Raw genomic sequence first — 19,593 nt, 5'->3', positions numbered from 1 at the left:
TCAGCTGAGGATGTTGACCGCCCGCGAGATCACGAGGGCCAGCAGGACGAAGCCGGTGAACGCCTCGACGATCATCAGGAGCTTCATCCGGCTCGACAGCGGCATCGTGTCGGTCGGGCTGAACGCCATGGTGTTCGTCGTCGAGACCGAGAGGTAGTCGACGAACCCGGGCCGCCAGTCGGCGCGCTCGGAGGAGGTCGCGGCGACCTCCGGCGCGGTGTCGCGGTAGGTGTCCTGCGGGAAGGCGAAGTCGGCCGCCGGCAGCTCGGTGCGGGGGAGCGTCCCGCGAGCGACCGGACCGCCGCGGTCGAGCTCCCAGAACAGCAGCGCGTACGCGACGACGTTGGTGACCCAGACCTGGAGCGCGGTGAGCAGCAGCGGCGGGCCGTCGGCCGTGCCGTCGACGAGGTCGACGACCACGGCGACGACGTTCACCTGGTTCGCGACGGCGAGCACGACCGCCAGCGCGATGGAGATTCCGCGCGACCAGCGCGTCTCGCTGTCGAGCCGGTGCGGGTTGACGACGAACAGCGGCACGAGCAGCGCGAGCGTGATGCCCGCGGCGACGAGGCGGACGACCGAGGTGTCTGCGCTGTGGCCGGCCACGTTCAGGGCGACGGCCACGAGGATCGCGGCGGAGGCGGGCCAGCGGCTCTCGGCGCGCCGCCTCGCCCGGGAGTCGCTGTGGGCGGTCATGTGCCGAGGCTAGTGCCCGCAGGCGGCCGCTCCGCCTGCCGTAGGATCGGAACGATCGTCCGCGGGTGCGCCCGCGACGGGGGCCTTTAGCTCAGTTGGTAGAGCGCCACGTTTACACCGTGGATGTCATCGGTTCGAGCCCGGTAGGGCCCACACTCCGGCGATCGGACGCTCCGCGTCAGCGGGACTGGCGGCGCTTGTAGGGCTTGGGCTGGCCCTTGACGATCGGGGCGCGGCCGGTCCCCTTCGAGGCCTTGGCCTTGCCGCCCGACTTCGGGGCCGCCTCCGGCTCGTCGCCGAGCGCGGCGAGCTCCTCGCGGGCCGAGGCGAGGCGCTGCCGCCCGGCCGCAGTGAGGGTCGTGGCGGCGGCTCCGGGCTCGAAGAGCGGCTTGCCGAGGTCGAGCTCGACGGCGGCGACGGAGGAGTCGAGCTTCTGCCGAGAGATGCCGAGGCGCTCGGCGGCGCGCACGAAGTGCAGCTCCTCGGCGACCGCCACGAAGTGGCGCAGCTGGCTGATCTTCATCCCGAACCCTTCACGTCCGCTCCCTGCGGCACGACCACGGTACGCGGTCCGGGAGACAGCGCGGACCGCCGGGAGCACCGGCCGGTGCAGCGGCGGCCCGTCGATTCGCGCCAGAGACCTCGGTGGTCATTGCCGGACGGAGGGGGGAGGCCTACGGTCGCGCCCGTGGACGGTCCCGAAGCCGGCCACGGAGAGAGGCCGACGTGGGCGCGCTCATCTACAGCTCGATCGCGTCGCTCGACGGCTACGTGAACGACGCGGACGGCGGGTTCGCCTGGGCGGAGCCGCGACCCGCCGTGCACCGCTTCATCACCGAGCGGGAGGGGCGGGTGCGCACGTACCTGTACGGGCGGCGCATGTACGAGGTCATGCGCGCCTGGGAGGAGACCTGGGTCCTCGCGGAGGAGTTCGCGTTCATCCGCGACTTCCAGGAGATGTGGCGGGCGGCCGACAAGGTCGTGTACTCGACCACGCTGGAGTCGGCAGGCACCCGCCGCACCCGCGTCGAGGGCGGTTTCGACCCGGTCGTCGTCGCCGCGCAGGTCAGCGCCGCCGACCACGACGTCTCGATCGGCGGGCCGACCCTCGCCGGCCACGCGCTTCTCGCCGGGATCGTCGACGAGGTGCAGGTCTACACGGTGCCGGTGGCGGTGGGCGGCGGCACCCACTTCCTCCCGTGCGGGTTCCACGCGCGCCTCGATCTGCGCGAGGAGCACCGCTTCGCCGACGGCACGGTCTTCACGCGCTACAGCGTGCGGCGCTGAGACCGGCTACTCGGCGCCGACCAGCGCGGCGATCCGCGAGGCGAGCCGGGCTCCCTGAGCGCGACCGGCGCGGGCGGATGCTGCGCGGACGGCCGGGTCGAGCGAGTTCGGGCCGAAGGCGCGCACCGACTCCTCGTCGGCGTAGAGCACCTCGACCCGCGAGTCCGCGAGGGCGTCGAGCTCGCCGGTCGGGATCAGGCCCGCTCCGGGCGTGCCGACTCCCGGCAGCGGAGTCACGATGAGGACCCAGTCGGCTCCCGCGGCGAGGTCGGCGTTGCTGCCCGAGCGCACGCCGCCGTCCATGTAGCGCACGCCGTCGATGCTGACGGGCGGCCAGACCCCGGGGACGGCGCAGCTGGCGGAGATCGCGTCGACGAGGCCGACGCCGCTCTCGCGGTCGAACACGCGCAGCTCGCCGGAGGCCGTGTCGACCGCGGTGATGAGCAGGCGCTGCTCGGGCCAGTCGGCGTCGCCCACGCGGGCCGAGATGACCGCCCGGCGGGTGTCCTCGGGGAGCGTCTCGGCCTCGAGCGCGAGGGTGCCGATGCGGCGCCGCGCGTCCTGGGGCGAGGTCGCGCCCTCGACGGCCGCGGCGAAGAGGGCCTGGAGGCGCTCGCCGTCGACGTCCGCCCCGATCTCGGCGGACTCCTCCTGGAGCTGGGCCTCGTACGACTCGTCGAGGCCGGTGCCGGTGCTCAGCTGCGCCGCGACCGCGGAGCCCGCGGAGGTGCCGATGAAGGTCGTCGACGCATCGAGCAGGAGGCGGGCCGCCTCGGGGGAGGCGTCGGCGAGGCCGCGGAGGACGCCGAGCTCCCAGGCGATTCCGGCGAGGCCGCCGCCGGCGAGGACGAGTGCACCAGGCATGGGGGAGGTCCTTTCGATCAGGATCAGGAGGGGTAGGGCGCTGCGGAGCGCCGCAGCACCAACGCTGTCACATCGTCGTGCGCGTCGTCTGCGAGAGCGTGCAGACGCTCGAGGAGAGCGGGGTCGTCGTTGCTCCGCACCAGCTCGGCGAGGCGGTCGAGCGCGTCGAGGCGCCCGCCGAAGACGTCGAGCAGGCCGTCGCTGCAGGAGAAGAGCGCGTCGCCGGGGGCGAGCACGCGCTGCTCCTCCTCCCAGGAGACGTCGGCGGCGATCCCGAGCGGGACGCCGGTGGAGGCGAGCCGCTCCGTGGCGCCGTCGGCTCGGAGGAGGAGGGTGAGGCCGTGGCCGCTGTCCACGAACGAGAGGGCACCGCTCGCGAGGTCGACCCGGGCGATCAGCGCGGTCGCGAACATCCCGGTCGCGGTCAGGTCGGGCAGGAGCTGGCGGTTGACGGCCTCGACGGCCGCCGCGGGAGCAAGCTCCGGCCGCGCCTGGAACGCGGAGCGGATCGCCGAGGCGACGATCGCGGCCGACACCCCCTTGCCCATCACGTCGACCAGCTCGAGGGAGAGTTCGTCGCCTTCGCGGCGCCACGCCGTGTAGTCGCCGGCGACGTCGTGCAGCGGCGTGGTCAGCGAGTCGAGGCTCCACTCGCCGAGGTCGAGGCGCTCGGGCCGGAGCCGCTCCTGCGTCTCGCTCCCGCGTCCGGAGAGGGCGATCTCGCGCAGCTCCCGCTCGGCCCACCGGCCGAGGTCCTCGAGGATCTCGCGCTCCTCCTCCGAGAAGCCGCGCACCTCGCTGTCGATGATGCAGATCGTGCCGACGCGGAGGCCGTCCCCGACGACGAGCGGGCGGCCCGCGTAGAAGCGGACATGGGGGGATCCGGTGACCACGCCGCGGTCGGCGAACCGCGGATCGGCGGTGGCGTCCTCGACGACGAGGATGTCGCTCTGCTGGACCGTGACGTCGCACATCGAGTCGGCGCGCAGCATCCTGCTCGTCCGGGCCGAGCGCTGGGGCGACTTCGTGAACTGCGTCGACTCCTCGAGGATGTTGATCTCGGCGAGGGGGACGCGCAGGAGCCGGCGAGCGACGCGGGTGATCCTGTCGAAGCGCTCCTGCGGGGTGCTCAGGCCGATCCCGAGCTCGGCGACAGCGGCGAGGCGGGCGCGCTCGGACGACTCGCTCACGTGCGGGTTCGGGCGAGGACCCAGAGGTTCTGCCCGTCGACCCGGCGGTAGGAGAACTCGGTGACGAGGGCGTGGATGAACGGGATCCCGCGGCCGGCCTCGTCCCACTCGTCCGGCATGTCGCGGGGGTCGGCGACCTCGGCGGGCGCCTCCTCGGCGGAGTCGTTGAGCGAGGCGCGCAGCTCGGACGCGTCGACGCGGATCTCGACCAGGCAGATGATGTGCCGGTACGACCGGGCGTGCTGGACGATGTTCGAGGTCAGCTCGACCAGCGCGGTCTCGAACGACATCCGGTCGACACGCGTGACGCCCGGCTCCTCGAGCCACAGCTCCTCGAGGGCCTCGTGGACGGCGGTGACGCCGTCCTCCGGCGGCGTGCGCACGACGAAGGAGCGCTCAGGCACGGCAGGCCTCCTCGACGGTCTCGGCGCTCCCGAGCAGGCGGTCGAGGTTGGACAGGCCGAGCACCATGGCGGGCTGCTCGCCGGCGGCGGCCACGCGCAGCTCGCCGCCCGCCTTCCGCGCCTCCTTGAGGCCGGCGACGAGGACTCCGAGCCCGGACGAGTCGAGGAACTCGACCGCGGCCAGGTCGACGACCACCCGGACCTCTCCCGCCTCGAGCGCGCGCTGGAGGACCGCTTCGAGCTCCCACGCCGTGGAGAGGTCGAGCCGGCCGACGGGGCGGATGACCACGATGTCGGGCTCGATCCGCTCGGTGGTGATCCTCGAGCTGGGCTCCATGGTGTCCTCCTGTGTTGCCGATGCACGGCTCCGCGGGGCTCGGAGGTGTGCTGAGGACGCGGTCGAGGGCACGACCGAGGGGGGTCCGGATCCGATGCGGGGGTGAATCGGGGAGTTCGTCCGCCTCCGACCGTACAAGGGAACGGGACGCCCCGTGGGAGGCGTGACCGGATCCGCGGTGCGACCCGCGACGCGCCGCCCTGTGGAGGAGGCTCCGCTCAGCCTCTCGCGGCGGCCAGAGCGTCGGCGGCGAGCCGCACGGAGGCCTCCCGGCCGGTCAGCCAGAGCGGCACGGAGCGGGTGCGGAGCCCCGCCGACTCGAGCGCCGGGACCGCGTCCGCGTCCTCCTCGCCGACGAGCCAGGCGTCGAGGAGGCCGCCCTCGCTCCGCGCTCCGTAGTGGCGGCCGACGGCCGCGGCGGAGGTCTCGACGCCGATCGCGGCGAGGCAGGCGTCGGCCATGCCGCGCACCACCGCGCCGCCGATGACGGGGGAGACGCCCACGACGGGTGCCGAGGTCCGGCGGAGGGCGTCCGCGATCCCGGGGACGCCGAGGATCGTGCCGATCGAGACGACGGGATTGGAGGGGGCGACGAGCACCGCGTCGGTGTCGGCGATCGCCTCGAGCACGCCCGGGGCGGGACGGGCGCCCTCCACCCCCTGCTGGACGAAGCGGCGGGCGGGCGCGGAGGCGCGCAGCCGCACCCACCACTCCTCGAAGTGGAGGAGCCGCACACCCTCACCGGGCAGCTCGACCTCGACGTGGGTCTCGACGTCCTGGTCCGACATCGGCAGGAGGCGGACCCCCAGCGGCCAGCGGGCGGTGATCCGGGCGGTCGCCTCGGAGAGGGTGAGGCCGTCGCGCAGCATCGAGCTGCGGGCGATGTGGGTGCCGAGGTCGAGGTCGCCGAGGGTGAACCACGGCCAGCCGACGCCGAAGGCGGTGAGCTCGGCCGAGACCCGCTCGCTCTCGCCGGCCCGGCCCCAGCCGCGCTCGGTGTCGTTCACTCCGCCGAGCGCGTAGGTGATCGAGTCGAGGTCGGGGCAGACCTTGAGGCCGGTGAGCCACATGTCGTCGCCGGTGTTGACGACGACGGTGATCTCGCTCGCCTCGCCCCCGGCGGCCTCGAGATCGCGGAGGTGCTCGCGGACCGCCGAGGTGAAGCGGGCGCCGCCGACGCCTCCGGCCAGGATCGTGATGCGCATCCGCCCACGCTAGCGGCACCGACGGATTCCTCACCCGGCGAGCCTTAATGCTGCGGATCCGCGCCGGAAACACCGGGGAAACGTCGAACCCCGACGATGAAGCCCTGTCCGCGGAGCCGGACGGTCCGTCATTGCCTTCCGGCCCGGCGGGGACCACAGTGGGTCCACGTCCCCGGCTCCGCACCGCCCGGCGGAGCACGACCGGAGCCGGACAGGGACGCCCGAGCATGGAGGTACCGATGACCATCGTCCGCGCAGCGATCACCCAGACGACCTGGACCGGCGACAAGGAGTCGATGCTCGACAAGCACGAGCGGATGGCCCGGGACGCCGCGGCCGACGGCGCGCAGATCGTCTGCTTCCAGGAGCTGTTCTACGGCCCGTACTTCGGCATCACGCAGGACAAGAAGTACTACCGCTACGCCGAGCCCGCCGACGGGCCGATCGTGCAGCGCTTCGCGGCCCTCGCGAAGGAGCTGGGCGTGGTGATGATCCTCCCGATCTACGAGGAGGAGCAGACCGGCGTCTACTACAACACCGCGGTCGTGGTCGACGCCGACGGGACGATCCTCGGCAAGTACCGCAAGCACCACATCCCGCACCTGGACCGCTTCTGGGAGAAGTTCTACTTCCGGCCCGGGAACCTCGGCTTCCCGGTCTTCGACACCGCGGTCGGCAAGGTCGGCGTCCACATCTGCTACGACCGCCACTTCCCCGAGGGCTGGCGCGAGCTGGGCCTGAACGGCGCCCACCTCGTCTTCAACCCCAACGCCACCAAGCCCGGCCTGTCGAACCGGCTGTGGGAGGTCGAGGGTCCGGCCGCCGCCGTGGCGAACGGCTACTTCGTGCTGCAGCCCAACCGGGTCGGCCGGGAGGACAACGAGTACGGCGAGCTCGCGGTCGACTTCTACGGCACCAGCCAGATCATCGATCCGCGGGGGGAGTTCGTCGGCGAGCGGGGTTCGGGAGAGGCCGAGGAGATCCTGATCCGGGATCTCGAGATGGACATGGTGCAGGAGATGCGCGACGACTGGCAGTTCTACCGGGACCGCCGGCCGGAGTCGTACACCAGCATCCCGAAGCCGTGACCGCAGTTCGAGACGGGGAAGACCGATGAAGACCCTCATCACCGGCGGGACGGTCGTCAACGCGACCGGCACCGGAGAAGCAGACGTCCTGATCGACGGCGAGACGATCGCCGCGGTCCTCGCTCCCGGCTCCACGCTGCTGGGCTTCGACCTGGCGGCGAACGTGGACCGGGTGATCGACGCGAGCGGCAAGTACGTCATCCCGGGCGGGATCGACGCGCACACGCACATGGAGATGCCGTTCGGCGGCACCTCCGCCTCGGACACGTTCGAGACCGGCACGCGGGCCGCGGCCTGGGGAGGCACGACGTCGATCGTGGACTTCGTGGTGCAGTACCCGGGCGAGAAGGTTGTCGACCGCTTCCAGGCGTGGCAGGAGAAGGCGGCCGGCAACTGCGCGATCGACTACGGCTTCCACCAGATCCTCTCGGACGTGCAGGACTCCTCGCTCGTCGCGATGGACGAGCTGATGCGCGAGGGCGTGACCAGCTTCAAGCTGTTCATGGCCTACAAGGGCGTGTTCCTCTCGGACGACGGGCAGATCCTCCGGGCGTTCCAGAAGGGCGCCGAGAACGGCGCGATGATGATGATGCACGCCGAGAACGGCGCCCTCATCGACGAGCTGGTGAAGCAGACCCTCGCCGCCGGGAACACCTCGCCGTACTTCCACGGCACCTCGCGGCCGTGGCAGGCGGAGGAGGAGGCGACGCACCGGGCGATCATGATCGCCGACCTCACCGGCGCGCCGCTGTACGTGGTGCACGTCTCCGCGAAGCAGGCGGTGGAGCAGATCGCGCAGGCCCGCGACCGCGGCATGAACGTCTTCGGGGAGACCTGCCCGCAGTACCTCTACCTGTCGCTCGAGGAGCAGCTCGGCGCGCCGGGCTTCGAGGGCGCGAAGTGGGTGTGCTCCACGCCCCTGCGCTCGAAGGCGGAGGGGCACCAGCACCACATGTGGCAGTCGCTGCGCACCAACGACATCCAGATGGTCTCGACCGACCACTGCCCCTTCTGCATGAAGGGCCAGAAGGACATGGGCGTCGGGGACTTCTCGAAGATCCCCAACGGCATCGGCTCGGTCGAGCACCGGATGGACCTGATGTACCAGGGCGTGGTGTCCGGGCAGATCTCCCTGCCGCGCTGGGTGGAGCTCACCTCGACCACTCCCGCGCGGATGTTCGGGATGTACGGGAGGAAGGGCGTCATCCAGCCCGGGGCCGACGGCGACGTCGTCGTCTACGACCCGAACGGGCACACGTCGATCGGGATCGGCGAGGGCCGCAGCCACCACATGAATATGGACTACTCGGCCTGGGAGGGCTTCGAGATCGACGGCCACGTCGACACGGTGATCTCCCGCGGCAGGGTCGTCGTCGACGACGGCTCCTACGTCGGCACGAAGGGCGACGGCAAGTACATCCCGCGCGGTCTGAGCCAGTACCTGATCTGAGCCGAGCCGGCGTCCGATCCGAGCCAGTACCTGATCCGAGCAGAAGGAACCCCATGGACTTCGGAGTCGTCCTCCAGACCAACCCGCCCGCCTCGCGCACCGTCGCGCTCGCCGTCCTCGCCGAGACGCACGGCTTCGACTACGCGTGGACCTTCGACTCGCACCTGCTCTGGCAGGAGCCCTACGTGATCTACTCGCAGATCCTCGAGAGGACGCACCGGATCACGGTCGGCCCGATGGTCACCAACCCCGCCACGCGCGACTGGACGGTCATCGCCTCGCTGCACGCGACGCTCAACGAGATGTACGGGAACCGCACAGTGTGCGGGATCGGCCGCGGCGACTCCGCGGTGAGGGTGACCGGAGGAGCTCCGACGACGCTCAAGACGCTGCGGGAGTCGATCCACGTCATCCGCGAGCTCGCCAACAGCCGGCCGGTCGAGTACAACGGCCAGACGCTGCAGTTCCCGTGGAGCCGGGGCTCGTCCCTGGAGATGTGGGTGGCCGCCTACGGCCCGCTCGCCCTGAAGCTCGCGGGCGAGGTCGGCGACGGCTTCATCCTGCAGCTGGCCGACGTGGACATCGCGCGATGGATGATCGGCGCCGTCAAGGAGGCGGCGGCGAACGCCGGCCGGGATCCCGAGTCGCTGCAGTTCTGCGTCGCGGCGCCGATGTACATCGGAACCGACCGGGAGCACATGCGCGACCAGTGCCGCTGGTTCGGCGGGATGGTCGGCAACCACGTGGCCGACATCGTGGGGCGCTACGGCGCCTCCGGAGCGGTGCCGCAGGCGCTGACGGACTACATCGTCGGCCGCGAGGGCTACGACTACAACGAGCACGGCCGCGCGGGCAACAGCCACACCGCCTTCGTGCCGGACGAGATCGTCGAGCGGTTCTGCGTGCTGGGCACGGCGGACGAGCACATCGAGAAGCTCCGGGCGCTCGCCGACATCGGCGTGACGCAGTTCGCGGGGTACCTCCAGCACGACAACAAGGAGGAGACGCTGCGCGTGTACGGCGAGCGGGTCATCCCCGAGCTGCGCGAGCACATCGTGGCCCGCGCATGAGACCGGCCCTCGCGCGCGGGCTCGTGCTCGGCGCCGGCGGGCTGCTCCTGCTCGCGCTGGTGTGGGAGGGCTGGAAGGCTCTCGGGCCCGAGGCCGGCGTGGTCGTCGGAGGCGTCACGGTGCTCCCGCGCACCAGCGCCATCGCGATGCCCCACCTCTGGGAGATCGCGGCGCGGCTCGGCGAGCCGGTCACCGGAGCGCGCAACGCTCCGGCGCTCTGGTCGGCCGTCCTGGGGGCGAGCGCCTTCTCGCTCGGGATCGCCGCCGTCGGCTGGGTGGTCGGCACCGTCGTCGGACTGCTCCTGGCTCTCGTGATGCAGCGGTTCCGCACGGCGGAGTCGGCGGTGCTGCCCTGGATCGTGCTGAGCCAGACGGTGCCCCTGATCGCCATCGCCCCGCTGGTGCGGCGCTGGGGGTCGCAGCTCGAGCTCGGACCGGTGACGTGGGAGAACTGGATGTCGGTGGCTCTGATCGCCTCCTACCTCGCGTTCTTCCCCGTCTCGATCGGGGCGCTCCGCGGGCTCGGCTCGCCGACGGCCCACCAGGTCGAGCTGATGCACGTGTACGGCGTCGGCTGGTGGAAGACGCTGGTGCGCCTGAGGCTCCCGGCGAGCGTGCCCTACCTGCTGCCGGCCCTCCGGCTCGGAGCGGTCAGCGCCGTCGTCGGCACGATCGTCGCCGAGGTCTCGATCGGCCTGCGCGGCGGGATCGGCCGCATGATCATCGAGTTCGCCTCCGCTGCCGGAGGCGACCCCGCCAAGCCCTGGGCGCCGATCCTCGGGGCGGTGCTGGTGGGCCTCGCGGCCGCAGGCGCCGTCGCCCTGCTCGGCACCCTCCTCCGTCCGTTCCGCCGAGGGGAGCAGCCCGCATGAGCACTGCAGGATCCGCGGTCGTCGTCGACTCCGTCACGAGGACCTTCACCACCGCCCGCGCCGCGAGCGTCACGGCGCTCCAGGACGTCTCGCTCGAGGTGGCCGCGGGGGAGTTCGTCTCGCTGATCGGCCCGTCCGGCTGCGGAAAGTCGACGCTGCTGCGGCTCATCGCCGACCTCGACGAGCCGGACTCCGGGTCGATCGCGGTGTTCGGCAAGACGGCCCGGCAGGCGAGGCTCGACCAGGACTACGGGATCGCGTTCCAGCAGGCGGGTCTCCTGCCGTGGCGCACGATCCGGGCGAACATCGCCCTGCCGCTGGAGCTGCACGGCGTCGCCGCCGGCGCCCGGCGGTCGCGGGTCGACGAGCTGCTGGCGCTGGTCGGGCTCGGCGACTTCGCCGACTCCTACCCCGACCAGCTCTCCGGCGGGATGCAGCAGCGCGTCGCCATCGCCCGGGCGCTCGCCGAGAGCCCGCGCCTGCTCCTCATGGACGAGCCGTTCGGGGCGCTCGACGAGATGACCCGCGAGCGGATGCAGACGGAGCTGCTGCGGATCCGGCGGGAGACCGGCGCCGCCGTCGTCTTCGTCACCCATTCGATCCCGGAGGCGGTGTTCCTCTCGGACCGCGTCGTGGTGATGTCGCCGCGTCCGGGCAGGATCCGCGACGTGCTCCCGGTCGGACTCCCCGGAGCGTCCGAGCGCGACGCGGCGGTCCGGGAGGACACGGCGTTCTTCCGCGACGTGAGCGCCGTGCGCGAGCTGCTGCACGGCGACCTCGCCGCCGTGCCGCGCGGAGTGGAGAACCGGTGAGCACGACGGCGCTGGCGCGCAGCGTGCTCGCTCCGCTCGTGCTCGGGATCGCCGCGGTCCTGCTCTGGCAGGCCGGGGTCACCGCTCTGGCGATCCAGCCGTTCGTGCTCCCGTCGCCGCTCGCGATCGGACGGGAGTTCGCCGCGAACGTCGGATCCGTCGCCGAGGGCAGCGCGGTGACCGGCCGCAACGCGCTGGTGGGCCTGCTGGTCGGCGCGGTGCTGGCGGTCGTGGTCGCCGGGCTCTCGGCGCTCGCGAGGGTCTTCGACGGGCTGGTCGCGCCGATCGTGGCCGCGGCCGCCGTCGTGCCGATCGTCGCCCTCGCTCCGGTGCTCTACACGATGTTCGGAGCGAACGCCGAGACCGCGCGGCAGCTCGTGGCGGCACTCGCCGTGTTCGTGCCGGTCTACGTCACGACGCTGCGCGGGCTGCGGCAGGCGGCCCCCGTGCACCGGGACCTGCTGAAGGCCTACGCGGCGACGCCGTGGCAGACCGCCCGCACGATCACGCTGCCCGGAGCGGTGCCCTACGTCTTCACCGGGCTCCGCATCGCCTCCTCGCTCGCGGTGATCTCGGCGCTGGTCGCCGAGTACTTCGGCGGACCCGTGGGCGGGCTCGGCAAGTCGATCACCACGGCGGCCTCGGGCAGCGACTACGCGCTCGCCTACGCCTACGTCCTGGGCGCCGTGCTCGTCGGCCTCGCGTTCTACTGCGTGACGGCCGCGCTCGAGGCGTTCGCGCTCCGCCGCAGCCGGCTGCGCTGAGCGCGGCGCCGCGCGTCCGGGCTCCCTCCTCGATCCTCACCCGATTCCCGTTACCCGATTCCCGATTCCCGTTTCCCGTTTCCCGTCTCCCGTCTCCCGTCTCCCGACGAGCGACTCCACCCGACGCACCATCCGCACCGCTGCACCACCGCACCGCCCGCATCACCAGCGCCACCTGCACCACAGCACCACCTGCACCGCCGCACCACGGGGCGCGCCGCACCGGCGACCCCGCAGACCGCACCAGGAGGACCCGTGACCAGACGCACCCGCATCACCCTGACGACGACCGCCGCCTTCGCGGCCGTGGGCCTCGCGCTCACCGGCTGCAGCGCCTCCGGCGGCTCCGACCCGGGATCCGACTCCGGCTCCGACGGCCTCACGCCGGTCACCCTGCAGCTGCAGTGGGTGGCCCAGGCGCAGTTCGCCGGGTACTACGCCGCCGTCGACCAGGGCTACTACGAGGACGAGGGCCTCGACGTGACGATCGCCGAGGGGGGCGGCGACATCGTCCCTCAGGACGTGCTCGCCTCGGGCGACGCCGACTACGCGATCTCCTGGGTCCCCAAGGTCCTCGGCTCGATCGAGCAGGGGGCCGCGATCACCGACGTCGCGCAGATCTTCGAGCGCAGCGCCACCACCCAGATCTCCTTCAAGGACAAGGGGATCACCTCGCCCGCCGACCTCGCCGGGAAGAGCGTGGGCAGCTGGGGCTACGGCAACGAGTGGGAGCTGTTCGCCGGCATGCAGAAGGACGGCGTCTCCCTCGACGACATCTCGCTGGTGCAGCAGCAGTTCGACATGAACGGCTTCCTCGCGGGCGACATCGACGCGGCGCAGGCGATGACCTACAACGAGTACGCGCAGGTCCTGGAGACGGTGGACCCGGCGACGGGGGAGCTGTACCGGCCCGAGGACCTGAACGTCATCAGCTGGAACGACGTGGGCACCGCGATGCTCCAGGACGCGATCTGGGCGGACGCGGGCAGGCTCGCCGACGACGACGCGTACGCCGAGCAGACGGTCGCCTTCATCAAGGCCTCGATCAAGGGCTGGATCTACGCGAAGGACGACCCGCAGGCGGCGGCCGACATCGTCACCGCGGCCGGGTCCACGCTCGGCACCAGCCACCAGCTCTGGATGACCAACGAGGTCAACAAGCTGATCTGGCCCTCGACAGACGGCGTCGGGATGATCGACGAGGCTGCATGGCAGCAGACGGTCGACATCGCGAAGGAGACGGAGAACGAGACCGGCGCGACGATCATCAGCGCGGACCCGCCCGCCACCGCCTACTCGAACGAGTACGTCGAGAAGGCGCTCGCGGAGCTCGCCGACGAGGGAGTGGACACGAGCGGCGCGGACTACGCGCCGATCGACGTGACGCTGGAGGCCGGCGGCGCCTGAGCCCCGGCGCCGCTCCTCCCGGCCCCTCCCGCCCAGGGGCGGGCCGGGAGGGGTAGGCTGGATCCTCGTGACTACTTTCAAGAAGACGCCGTTCACCGTGAACGTGCGCGACCTCGTGAGGCGGCCGGGCGAGATGCGCGAGCACCGCCTCGAGCTCGAGGCGCCGGAGCAGTTCGGCGAGGGGATCGTCGCGGTCCGCAAGGGATCGGCCGTCGATCTCGACGTCCGGCTCGAGTCCGTGCACGAGGGGATCCTGGCCAGTGTCGAGGTGTCCGCGAGGGCCGACGGCGAGTGCAGCCGGTGCCTGACCGACATCTCCCTGCCTGTCGATGTCGAGTTCCAGGAACTTTTCGCGTACTCTTCTGACGAAGCTTTCGACTATGAGGTTCACGACGACCACGTGGATCTTGAACCTCTGGTCAGGGATGCGGTGGTTCTGTCGCTGCCGTTCCAGCCGGTCTGCCGGCCGGACTGTCCGGGCCTCGACCCCGTCACGGGGGAGCGGCTGGCCGATTCCTCCACGCCCGAACCCGAGGCGCCGCGCGACTCCCGGTGGGCCGCGCTCGCAGGGTTGAGCGAGGGGGACGGCGGGGCCGCAGCGCCCGGAGCTTCCACCGACAGAGCTTCCGCAGACAGCGGTGAGGGCGCGACCGCCCGCACCGAATCCGACTAGAGGTAGAGAAGAGAGAATCATGGCTGTTCCCAAGAGGAAGAAGTCCCGCGCGAACACCCACGCCCGTCGTTCGCAGTGGAAGGCCGAGGTCCCCACCCTCGTCAAGACCATCGAGAACGGCAAGGTCGTCTACAGCCTTCCCCACCGCGCCAAGGTCGTCGAGGACTCCGCGGGCACCGCGCTGTTCCTCGAGTACAAGGGCCGCAAGGTCGCCGACGTCTGATCCCGCTCCTGGTCCGCACGGCGCGGGGCGCACCGCCTCTCGACGAACGGACCGCGGTCCATGGTGAACCAGACCTCCGCACGACCCTCCAGCGACGACCGGTCGCGTCTGGAGGCCACGCTCGGCGTGAGCCTCGACGGTGAGCTCTTCGAGCTGGCCCTGACGCACCGGTCGTTCGCTTTCGAGCACGGCGGCATCCCGCACAACGAGCGCCTCGAGTTCCTCGGCGACTCGATCCTCGGGCAGGCCGTGACCGTCATGCTCTACACCGAGTACCCGGCCCTCAGCGAGGGCGACCTGGCCAAGCGCCGGGCGAGCCTCGTCTCGACCGTCGCACTCGCCGAGATCGCCCGCGGCATCGGCCTCGGCGAGTTCCTCCGCCTCGGACGCGGCGAGGAGCTGACCGGCGGCCGCGACAAGGCGTCGATCCTCGCCGACACCGTCGAGGCGATCATCGGCGCCGTCTACCTGGGCACCGGACCCGACGCCGCCCGCGATCTGGTGCTGCGCCTGATCGCCCCTCTGCGGGCCGATCCGCTCCGCTTCGGCGTCTCGATGGATCCGAAGACGAGCCTCCAGGAGGCGGCCGCCGAGCGCGGTGCGCCGGCCCCGCGCTATGAGATCGCCGCCACCGGCCCCGACCACAACAAGGTCTTCGTCGCCACCGTGATCGTCGGCGGACTCGTGACGGCCCGCGGCGAGGGGACCAGCAAGAAGGCGGCCGAGATGGCCGCCGCGCTGGACGCGTGGACGCGTCTGGCGGCCCCCGGTGCACCCGCCGCTCCCGCGGTCCCGGACTGACCGTGCCCGAGCTGCCCGAGGTCGAGGTGGTGCGGGCGGGCCTCGCTCCCGCGGTCACCGGCTCGCTGGTGACCGGCGTCGAGATCGTCGACGAGCGCTCGCTGAAGCGGCATGTGCATCCAAACGGGACCTTCGAGCGCCTGCTCGTCGGGCGCCGTCTCGAAGCGGCGGTGCGGCGCGGGAAGTTCCTCTGGCTGCCGGCGGGCCGCGACGAGGCGCTGCTGGTGCACCTCGGCATGAGCGGACAGGTGCTGCTGCGCACGGCGGATGCGGCGCTGCCGCGGCTGGCGCGCATCCGGATCGGGATCGAGCACCCCGAGCACGGCGAGCTCGCCCTGCACTTCGTCGACCAGCGGATCTTCGGCTCGATGGCGGTCGACGCGCTGGTGCCGACCCCGGACGGAGCGCCGGGCGGCTATGCGGGCGAGGAGGCTCGCGGAGGCGGCTGGCTGCACGCCGTGCCCTCGCAGGTCGCGCACATCGCCCGGGATCCGCTCGATCGCTCCTTCGACCTGGACGCGGTCGTCGCGTCGCTGGCCAGGAGGAGCAGCGGGATCAAGCGGGCGCTGCTCGACCAGACGCTGGTGAGCGGCATCGGGAACATCTACGCGGACGAGTCGCTGTGGGCGGCGGAGCTGCACCCGGAGCGGCCGAGCTCGTCGCTCGGGGAGGCGCGCATCCGCCGCCTCTTCGCCGAGGTCCGCTCGGTGCTCGAGCGGGCGCTGGCCGAGGGCGGCACCAGCTTCGACGCGCAGTACGTGAACGTGAACGGCGCCTCCGGCTACTTCTCGCACAGCCTGCACGCCTACGGGCAGACCGGGAAGCCGTGCGCCCGGTGCGGCGAGGCGATCGTTCGGGTGCCGTTCATGAACCGCTCCTCGCACCTCTGCCCGCACTGCCAGCAGCTGCCGCGCTGAGGCGCCGGGAGGTGTCGCGTCAGGCGGCGGCGTCGGCGGGCGCCGGAGCGTACCGGGAGTGGACGACGAGCTCGCCGAGGAGCGTCGCGACGAGAGTGATGACCGCGGCGATCGCGAGGCCGAGCCAGAGCCCGACCAGCAGGGCGAGCGCGCCGACACCGGCACCCGCGGCGATCAGGGCGATTGCGGCGGCGCGGCGGAACCACGGCTGACCGGAGCCTCCCGCGAGGCGCGAGTCCGCGGCGAGGCCGGTGATCGTCGAGGTGACGACGACCGTCGTGACGTCCTTCACGGCGAGGTGGCGGGCGGTCGCGGCCTGGAGGCCCATCGCACCGCCCAGCACGCCGGTGACGGTGAAGGCGAGCGGCTCGGGGTGCTCGGGCACGACCGCGAGCACGATCGCCAGGGCGCCGAGCAGGATGCCGACCACCGCGAAGAGCCAGGTCGAGCGCGACGTCCAGCCCTTCTTCACCGGCCGCAGTACCCGGCCGCCGATCACGGCGCCGATCATGAAGGCTCCCAGCGCGATCAGGGGTCCGATCACGGGCAGGTCGGCCGCGCCGGAGAGGGCCATGCCGAGGATGACGACGTTGCCGGTCATGTTGCCGGCGAAGACGCGGTCGAGCCCGAGGTACCCGACGGCGTCGATGATGCCGGTCGAGAAGGTGAGGGCGAGCATCAGGCCGAGGGTCGCGCCCTCGGAGCGGGTGCGCAGGCGTCGGAGCACAGGAGTCCTGTCGTCGGGGGCGGGTCTGGAGAATCGTGGCACACGCGTGCACCTGCTCGAAACACGGCGCGGTTAGGGTCGGACGGCGCGGACGGGCCGCGCGGGAGGCGGTCGCGCATGCGGTGGACGGAGTGGGCGGTGCAGCCCGGTGAGGGAGTGCCGCCGGGGGTGGACTACCTGCCGGCCGAGCCGGGGTCGGTGCTGTGGGGGCGTCTGCCCTGCGCGGCGGACGCGCCCGTGCTCACCGTCGACTCGGGGGCCGAGGTCGTCATCGACACGCTCAGCCACGAGGGCGTGCTGGAGGACCAGGGCCGCGATCCGGTCGCCTTCTTCGGCCGCCACGGAGTCGCTCCGGAGGGGGTGCTGCGCGACGCGGTGGCACTCGCCGCCGACGGGCCGTTCCGCGACGGCGAGACGGACGGACCGCACGTGATCACGGGACCGATCGCGGTCCGGGGAGCGCTGCCGGGGGACCTGCTCCGGATGACCCTGCTCGAGGCCGAGCCGCGCGTGCCGTACGGAGTCGTCTCGAACCGGCACGGCCGCGGGGCGCTGCCGGGCGAGTACCCGCTGCAGGAGGGGCCGTTCAGCGTCTTCGCGCGCGTCGACGAGGACGCGCAGGGCGGGCTCCGGGGCGTGATCCCGCTGGTGCCGGGAGGGGAGCGGGCCGCCCGGTTCCCGCTCCGGCCGTTCCTCGGCATCATGGGCGTCGCTGTCGCGGGGGAGGAGCGCCCGCACTCGGTGCCGCCCGGTGCGCACGGGGGCAACATCGACATCGCGCTGCTGACGGCCGGCACCAGCCTCTACCTGCCCGTGCAGGTCCCGGGCGCCCTCGCGTACGTCGGCGATCCCCACTTCGCGCAGGGCGACGGCGAGGTGGCGCTGACGGCGATGGAGGCGAGCCTGCGCGTCCGGGTGCGCCTGGAGGTCGTCCCGCGCGCCGAAGCGCTCGCGGCGTTCGGGGAGATGCTCGGACCGATGGGGGAGACCGGCGAGTTCCTCGTGCCCACCGGGATGGACGAGGACCTGGACGTCGCCGTGCAGAAGTGCGTCCGCGCCGCCATCGCGCTGCTGGCCGCCCGCTACGGGATGGACCCGGCTCACGCCTACGCCTACCTCAGCGCGGCGACCGACTTCGACATCTCGCAGGTGGTCGACCTGGTGAAGGGCGTGCACGCCCGCGTCCGGACGGCCGACTTCGATGACTGACCCGCGGGTGACGACCCTCGAGGGCGATCTGCCGGACATGCTGGTGGACGCGGTCCTGGCGTACGAGGCGGCGCTCGGCGCGGACGACGTCGCGGCGCTCGCCGACGCGTTCGTCGACGCGCCGACGACGCTCCGGGGCGACCCTTCCGGGCTGCTCGTCGGGCACACGGCGATCACCGGCTTCCGGGGCCGTCGGGGCGGTGCGCCGGTGCGGGAGCTGGTCGAGCTGCACGTGCGGGCGATCGACGCGGACACGGCGCTCGTGGTGAGCGTGAACGCTCCGGTCCGTGGTGGGCGCGGGCTCGTCACGCAGCTGTGGTCGCGGGAGGGCGGGACCTGGCGGGTGCGCGCCGCGCAGGTGCAGGCGCCCGCGCCGGCGCTCGACCCCCGCGTCTGGCGGGCCGTCGGCGCGCCGCTCGTGCCGGCCGCCGGTTCGGGGACCCTCGACGGACTGGACGTCGCGGTGAAGGACCTCTTCGCGATCGAGGGCCAGCGGATCGGCGCGGGAGTGCCGGCCCGCCTCGCCTCCGCGCCGATCGAGGCGGCGACCGCTCCGGCCGTCGCGCAGCTGCTCGCAGCGGGAGCGTCGGTGCGCGGGATCGCTCAGACCGACGAGTTCGCGTACAGCATCGCCGGCCGGAACTCCGGCTACGGGACGCCGCCGAATCCGGCCGTGCCCGGGGCGATCCCGGGCGGATCGTCGAGCGGACCGGCGACCGCCGTGTCGCTCGGGCAGGCTGCCGTCGGGCTGGCGACCGACACGGCGGGCTCGATCAGGGTCCCCGCCTCGTACCAGGGGCTGTGGGGTCTGAGGACGACCCACGGTGCGGTGCCCGTCGAGGGGCTGCTGCCGCTGGCTCCGAGCTTCGACACCGTGGGGTGGCTGACGCGGGATCTCGGCACGCTGAGGCGGGTGGCCGAGGTCTGCCTGACGGCCGGCACGCCGGTTCGGAATCTCGCGGTGGCACCGGCACTGCTGGGCGGGGTGGACGCGGCCGTCGGGGCGGCGTTCCGAGCGGCCGTCGTGGGTCTGAGCGCCGACGAGGTGGAGCTGCCGCCCGTCGCGGAGATGCTCGAGGCGTTCCGGCTCGTGCAGGCGGCGGAGGCGTGGCGGTCGAGCGGCTCGTGGGTCGCTGCGCACCCGGGGGTGCTGGCGGCGGACGTGCAGGCGCGCTTCGACGCGGCCTCGCTCGTCGACGAGGAGACGGAGGCGGGCGCGCGGGCGCGTGTCGCGGGCTTCCGGGAGGCGCTCGACCGCGCGCTCGACGGGCGGGTGCTGCTCCTGCCGTCGACGTCGTCGGTGGCGCCGGCCCTGGACGCGTCGGCCGACGCGATCGACGCGGCGCGGACGGCGACGCTCGGCCTGACCTGCGTCGCCGGGATCGGCGGGTACCCGGCGCTGTCGGTGCCGCGGCTGAGGGTCGACGGCGCTCCGGCGGGTCTCTGCCTGGTGGGACCGCGGGGGTCGGATCTCGCGCTGCTGGAGCTGGCAGACGCGATGTGAGGTCGGCCGAGCCGCGCGCTCCTTGCCTCTGTGCCTGCGTGCCTCTCTCCCTCCCTCCTCCCTCGTCGCGAATCCGGAACCGGAGCTGCGCTG

General features: G+C 72.5%; 22 protein-coding genes and 1 tRNA gene. 15 read left to right on the top strand and 8 right to left on the bottom strand.

All coding sequences use genetic code 11. The annotated features are described in order from the left end of the window. Window positions 1–696, bottom strand: a complete 696-nt coding sequence (locus GSU45_RS09275) for a hypothetical protein (RefSeq protein WP_159914440.1) — start codon at window positions 694–696, stop codon at window positions 1–3. A gap of 80 nt (window positions 697–776) precedes the next feature. On the opposite strand from GSU45_RS09275, the gene GSU45_RS09270 reads away from it, so the two are divergent. Continuing rightward, window positions 777–849 (top strand) — tRNA-Val (locus GSU45_RS09270). A 25-nt stretch (window positions 850–874) separates the two neighbouring features. On the opposite strand, the gene GSU45_RS09265 is transcribed toward GSU45_RS09270, so the two are convergent. Continuing rightward, the gene (locus tag GSU45_RS09265) at window positions 875–1,219 is read right to left on the bottom strand and encodes a LysR family transcriptional regulator (protein ID WP_104223469.1); all 345 of its coding nucleotides are present in this window, start codon (window positions 1,217–1,219) and stop codon (window positions 875–877) included. A 203-nt stretch (window positions 1,220–1,422) separates the two neighbouring features. Here GSU45_RS09265 and GSU45_RS09260 point away from each other — a divergent pair, with 203 nt between their 5' ends. Continuing rightward, complete coding sequence (locus GSU45_RS09260; protein WP_159914438.1) at window positions 1,423–1,983, top strand: dihydrofolate reductase family protein; 561 nt, start codon at window positions 1,423–1,425, stop codon at window positions 1,981–1,983. Window positions 1,984–1,989: 6 nt separating this feature from the next. Here GSU45_RS09260 and GSU45_RS09255 read toward each other — a convergent pair whose 3' ends face one another. From GSU45_RS09255 to cofD, 5 genes are all read right to left on the bottom strand, one after another. Continuing rightward, a complete protein-coding gene (locus GSU45_RS09255) occupies window positions 1,990–2,847 on the bottom strand; it encodes a patatin-like phospholipase family protein (protein ID WP_159914436.1) in 858 nt (285 codons plus the stop codon). A gap of 23 nt (window positions 2,848–2,870) precedes the next feature. Then, window positions 2,871–4,037, bottom strand: coding sequence for a GAF domain-containing SpoIIE family protein phosphatase (locus tag GSU45_RS09250; protein ID WP_159914434.1), 1,167 nt, complete (start codon window positions 4,035–4,037; stop codon window positions 2,871–2,873). Next, window positions 4,034–4,441, bottom strand: a complete 408-nt coding sequence (locus GSU45_RS09245; RefSeq protein WP_159914432.1) for an ATP-binding protein — start codon at window positions 4,439–4,441, stop codon at window positions 4,034–4,036. Before GSU45_RS09245 ends, GSU45_RS09250 begins: the two co-directional genes overlap by 4 nt. Then, a complete protein-coding gene (locus GSU45_RS09240; protein WP_159914430.1) occupies window positions 4,434–4,778 on the bottom strand; it encodes an STAS domain-containing protein in 345 nt (114 codons plus the stop codon). Before GSU45_RS09240 ends, GSU45_RS09245 begins: the two co-directional genes overlap by 8 nt. Window positions 4,779–4,996: 218 nt before the next feature. Beyond that, window positions 4,997–5,983, bottom strand: coding sequence for a 2-phospho-L-lactate transferase (gene cofD / locus GSU45_RS09235; RefSeq protein ID WP_159914428.1), 987 nt, complete (start codon window positions 5,981–5,983; stop codon window positions 4,997–4,999). Between the two features lie 239 nt (window positions 5,984–6,222). Between cofD and GSU45_RS09230 the strand changes: the two genes are divergently transcribed. The 11 genes from GSU45_RS09230 (at window position 6,223) to mutM (ending at window position 16,060) form a co-directional block, all read left to right on the top strand. After that, complete coding sequence (locus GSU45_RS09230; protein ID WP_159914426.1) at window positions 6,223–7,071, top strand: nitrilase-related carbon-nitrogen hydrolase; 849 nt, start codon at window positions 6,223–6,225, stop codon at window positions 7,069–7,071. 25 nt (window positions 7,072–7,096) lie between these two features. Next, window positions 7,097–8,521 (top strand): dihydropyrimidinase, encoded by a 1,425-nt coding sequence (gene hydA, locus GSU45_RS09225; protein WP_159914424.1) that lies wholly within the window; start codon window positions 7,097–7,099, stop codon window positions 8,519–8,521. A gap of 53 nt (window positions 8,522–8,574) precedes the next feature. Beyond that, on the top strand, window positions 8,575–9,591 hold the full coding sequence (locus tag GSU45_RS09220; RefSeq protein WP_159914422.1) for a TIGR03842 family LLM class F420-dependent oxidoreductase: 1,017 nt from the start codon (window positions 8,575–8,577) through the stop codon (window positions 9,589–9,591). Then, window positions 9,588–10,463 (top strand): ABC transporter permease subunit, encoded by an 876-nt coding sequence (locus tag GSU45_RS09215; RefSeq protein WP_159914420.1) that lies wholly within the window; start codon window positions 9,588–9,590, stop codon window positions 10,461–10,463. The genes GSU45_RS09220 and GSU45_RS09215 overlap by 4 nt, the downstream gene beginning before the upstream one ends. Further along, entirely contained in the window at window positions 10,460–11,275 is an 816-nt protein-coding gene (locus GSU45_RS09210; RefSeq protein ID WP_159914418.1) for an ABC transporter ATP-binding protein, read from the top strand. The genes GSU45_RS09215 and GSU45_RS09210 overlap by 4 nt, the downstream gene beginning before the upstream one ends. Next, window positions 11,272–12,039, top strand: coding sequence for an ABC transporter permease subunit (locus GSU45_RS09205; protein WP_159914416.1), 768 nt, complete (start codon window positions 11,272–11,274; stop codon window positions 12,037–12,039). Before GSU45_RS09210 ends, GSU45_RS09205 begins: the two co-directional genes overlap by 4 nt. A gap of 255 nt (window positions 12,040–12,294) precedes the next feature. Next, complete coding sequence (locus tag GSU45_RS09200; RefSeq protein WP_244248075.1) at window positions 12,295–13,446, top strand: ABC transporter substrate-binding protein; 1,152 nt, start codon at window positions 12,295–12,297, stop codon at window positions 13,444–13,446. Between the two features lie 133 nt (window positions 13,447–13,579). Continuing rightward, on the top strand, window positions 13,580–14,119 hold the full coding sequence (locus GSU45_RS09195; RefSeq protein ID WP_104226701.1) for a YceD family protein: 540 nt from the start codon (window positions 13,580–13,582) through the stop codon (window positions 14,117–14,119). A 19-nt stretch (window positions 14,120–14,138) separates the two neighbouring features. Then, window positions 14,139–14,342 carry a 50S ribosomal protein L32 gene (gene rpmF, locus GSU45_RS09190; RefSeq protein WP_104223482.1) on the top strand — a complete coding sequence of 68 codons (204 nt, stop codon included), beginning with the start codon at window positions 14,139–14,141 and terminating at the stop codon, window positions 14,340–14,342. Between the two features lie 60 nt (window positions 14,343–14,402). Then, complete coding sequence (gene rnc, locus GSU45_RS09185; RefSeq protein WP_159914414.1) at window positions 14,403–15,143, top strand: ribonuclease III; 741 nt, start codon at window positions 14,403–14,405, stop codon at window positions 15,141–15,143. A gap of 2 nt (window positions 15,144–15,145) precedes the next feature. Next, a complete protein-coding gene (mutM, locus tag GSU45_RS09180) occupies window positions 15,146–16,060 on the top strand; it encodes a bifunctional DNA-formamidopyrimidine glycosylase/DNA-(apurinic or apyrimidinic site) lyase (protein ID WP_159914412.1) in 915 nt (304 codons plus the stop codon). Window positions 16,061–16,079: 19 nt separating this feature from the next. On the opposite strand, the gene GSU45_RS09175 is transcribed toward mutM, so the two are convergent. Continuing rightward, window positions 16,080–16,787 (bottom strand): YoaK family protein, encoded by a 708-nt coding sequence (locus GSU45_RS09175; protein WP_348272058.1) that lies wholly within the window; start codon window positions 16,785–16,787, stop codon window positions 16,080–16,082. Between the two features lie 117 nt (window positions 16,788–16,904). Between GSU45_RS09175 and GSU45_RS09170 the strand changes: the two genes are divergently transcribed. Both GSU45_RS09170 and GSU45_RS09165 read left to right on the top strand, forming a co-directional pair. After that, on the top strand, window positions 16,905–17,996 hold the full coding sequence (locus GSU45_RS09170) for an acetamidase/formamidase family protein (RefSeq protein WP_159914410.1): 1,092 nt from the start codon (window positions 16,905–16,907) through the stop codon (window positions 17,994–17,996). Further along, window positions 17,989–19,500, top strand: a complete 1,512-nt coding sequence (locus GSU45_RS09165) for an AtzH-like domain-containing protein (RefSeq protein WP_159914408.1) — start codon at window positions 17,989–17,991, stop codon at window positions 19,498–19,500. Before GSU45_RS09170 ends, GSU45_RS09165 begins: the two co-directional genes overlap by 8 nt. Window positions 19,501–19,593 lie beyond the last annotated feature (93 nt).

The sequence above is a fragment of the Rathayibacter sp. VKM Ac-2801 genome, from assembly GCF_009834245.1.
GTDB lineage: Bacteria > Actinomycetota > Actinomycetes > Actinomycetales > Microbacteriaceae > Rathayibacter.
The sequence above is the reverse complement of the archived record's forward strand: the minus strand, read 5'-3'. Positions and strand labels throughout refer to the sequence as shown.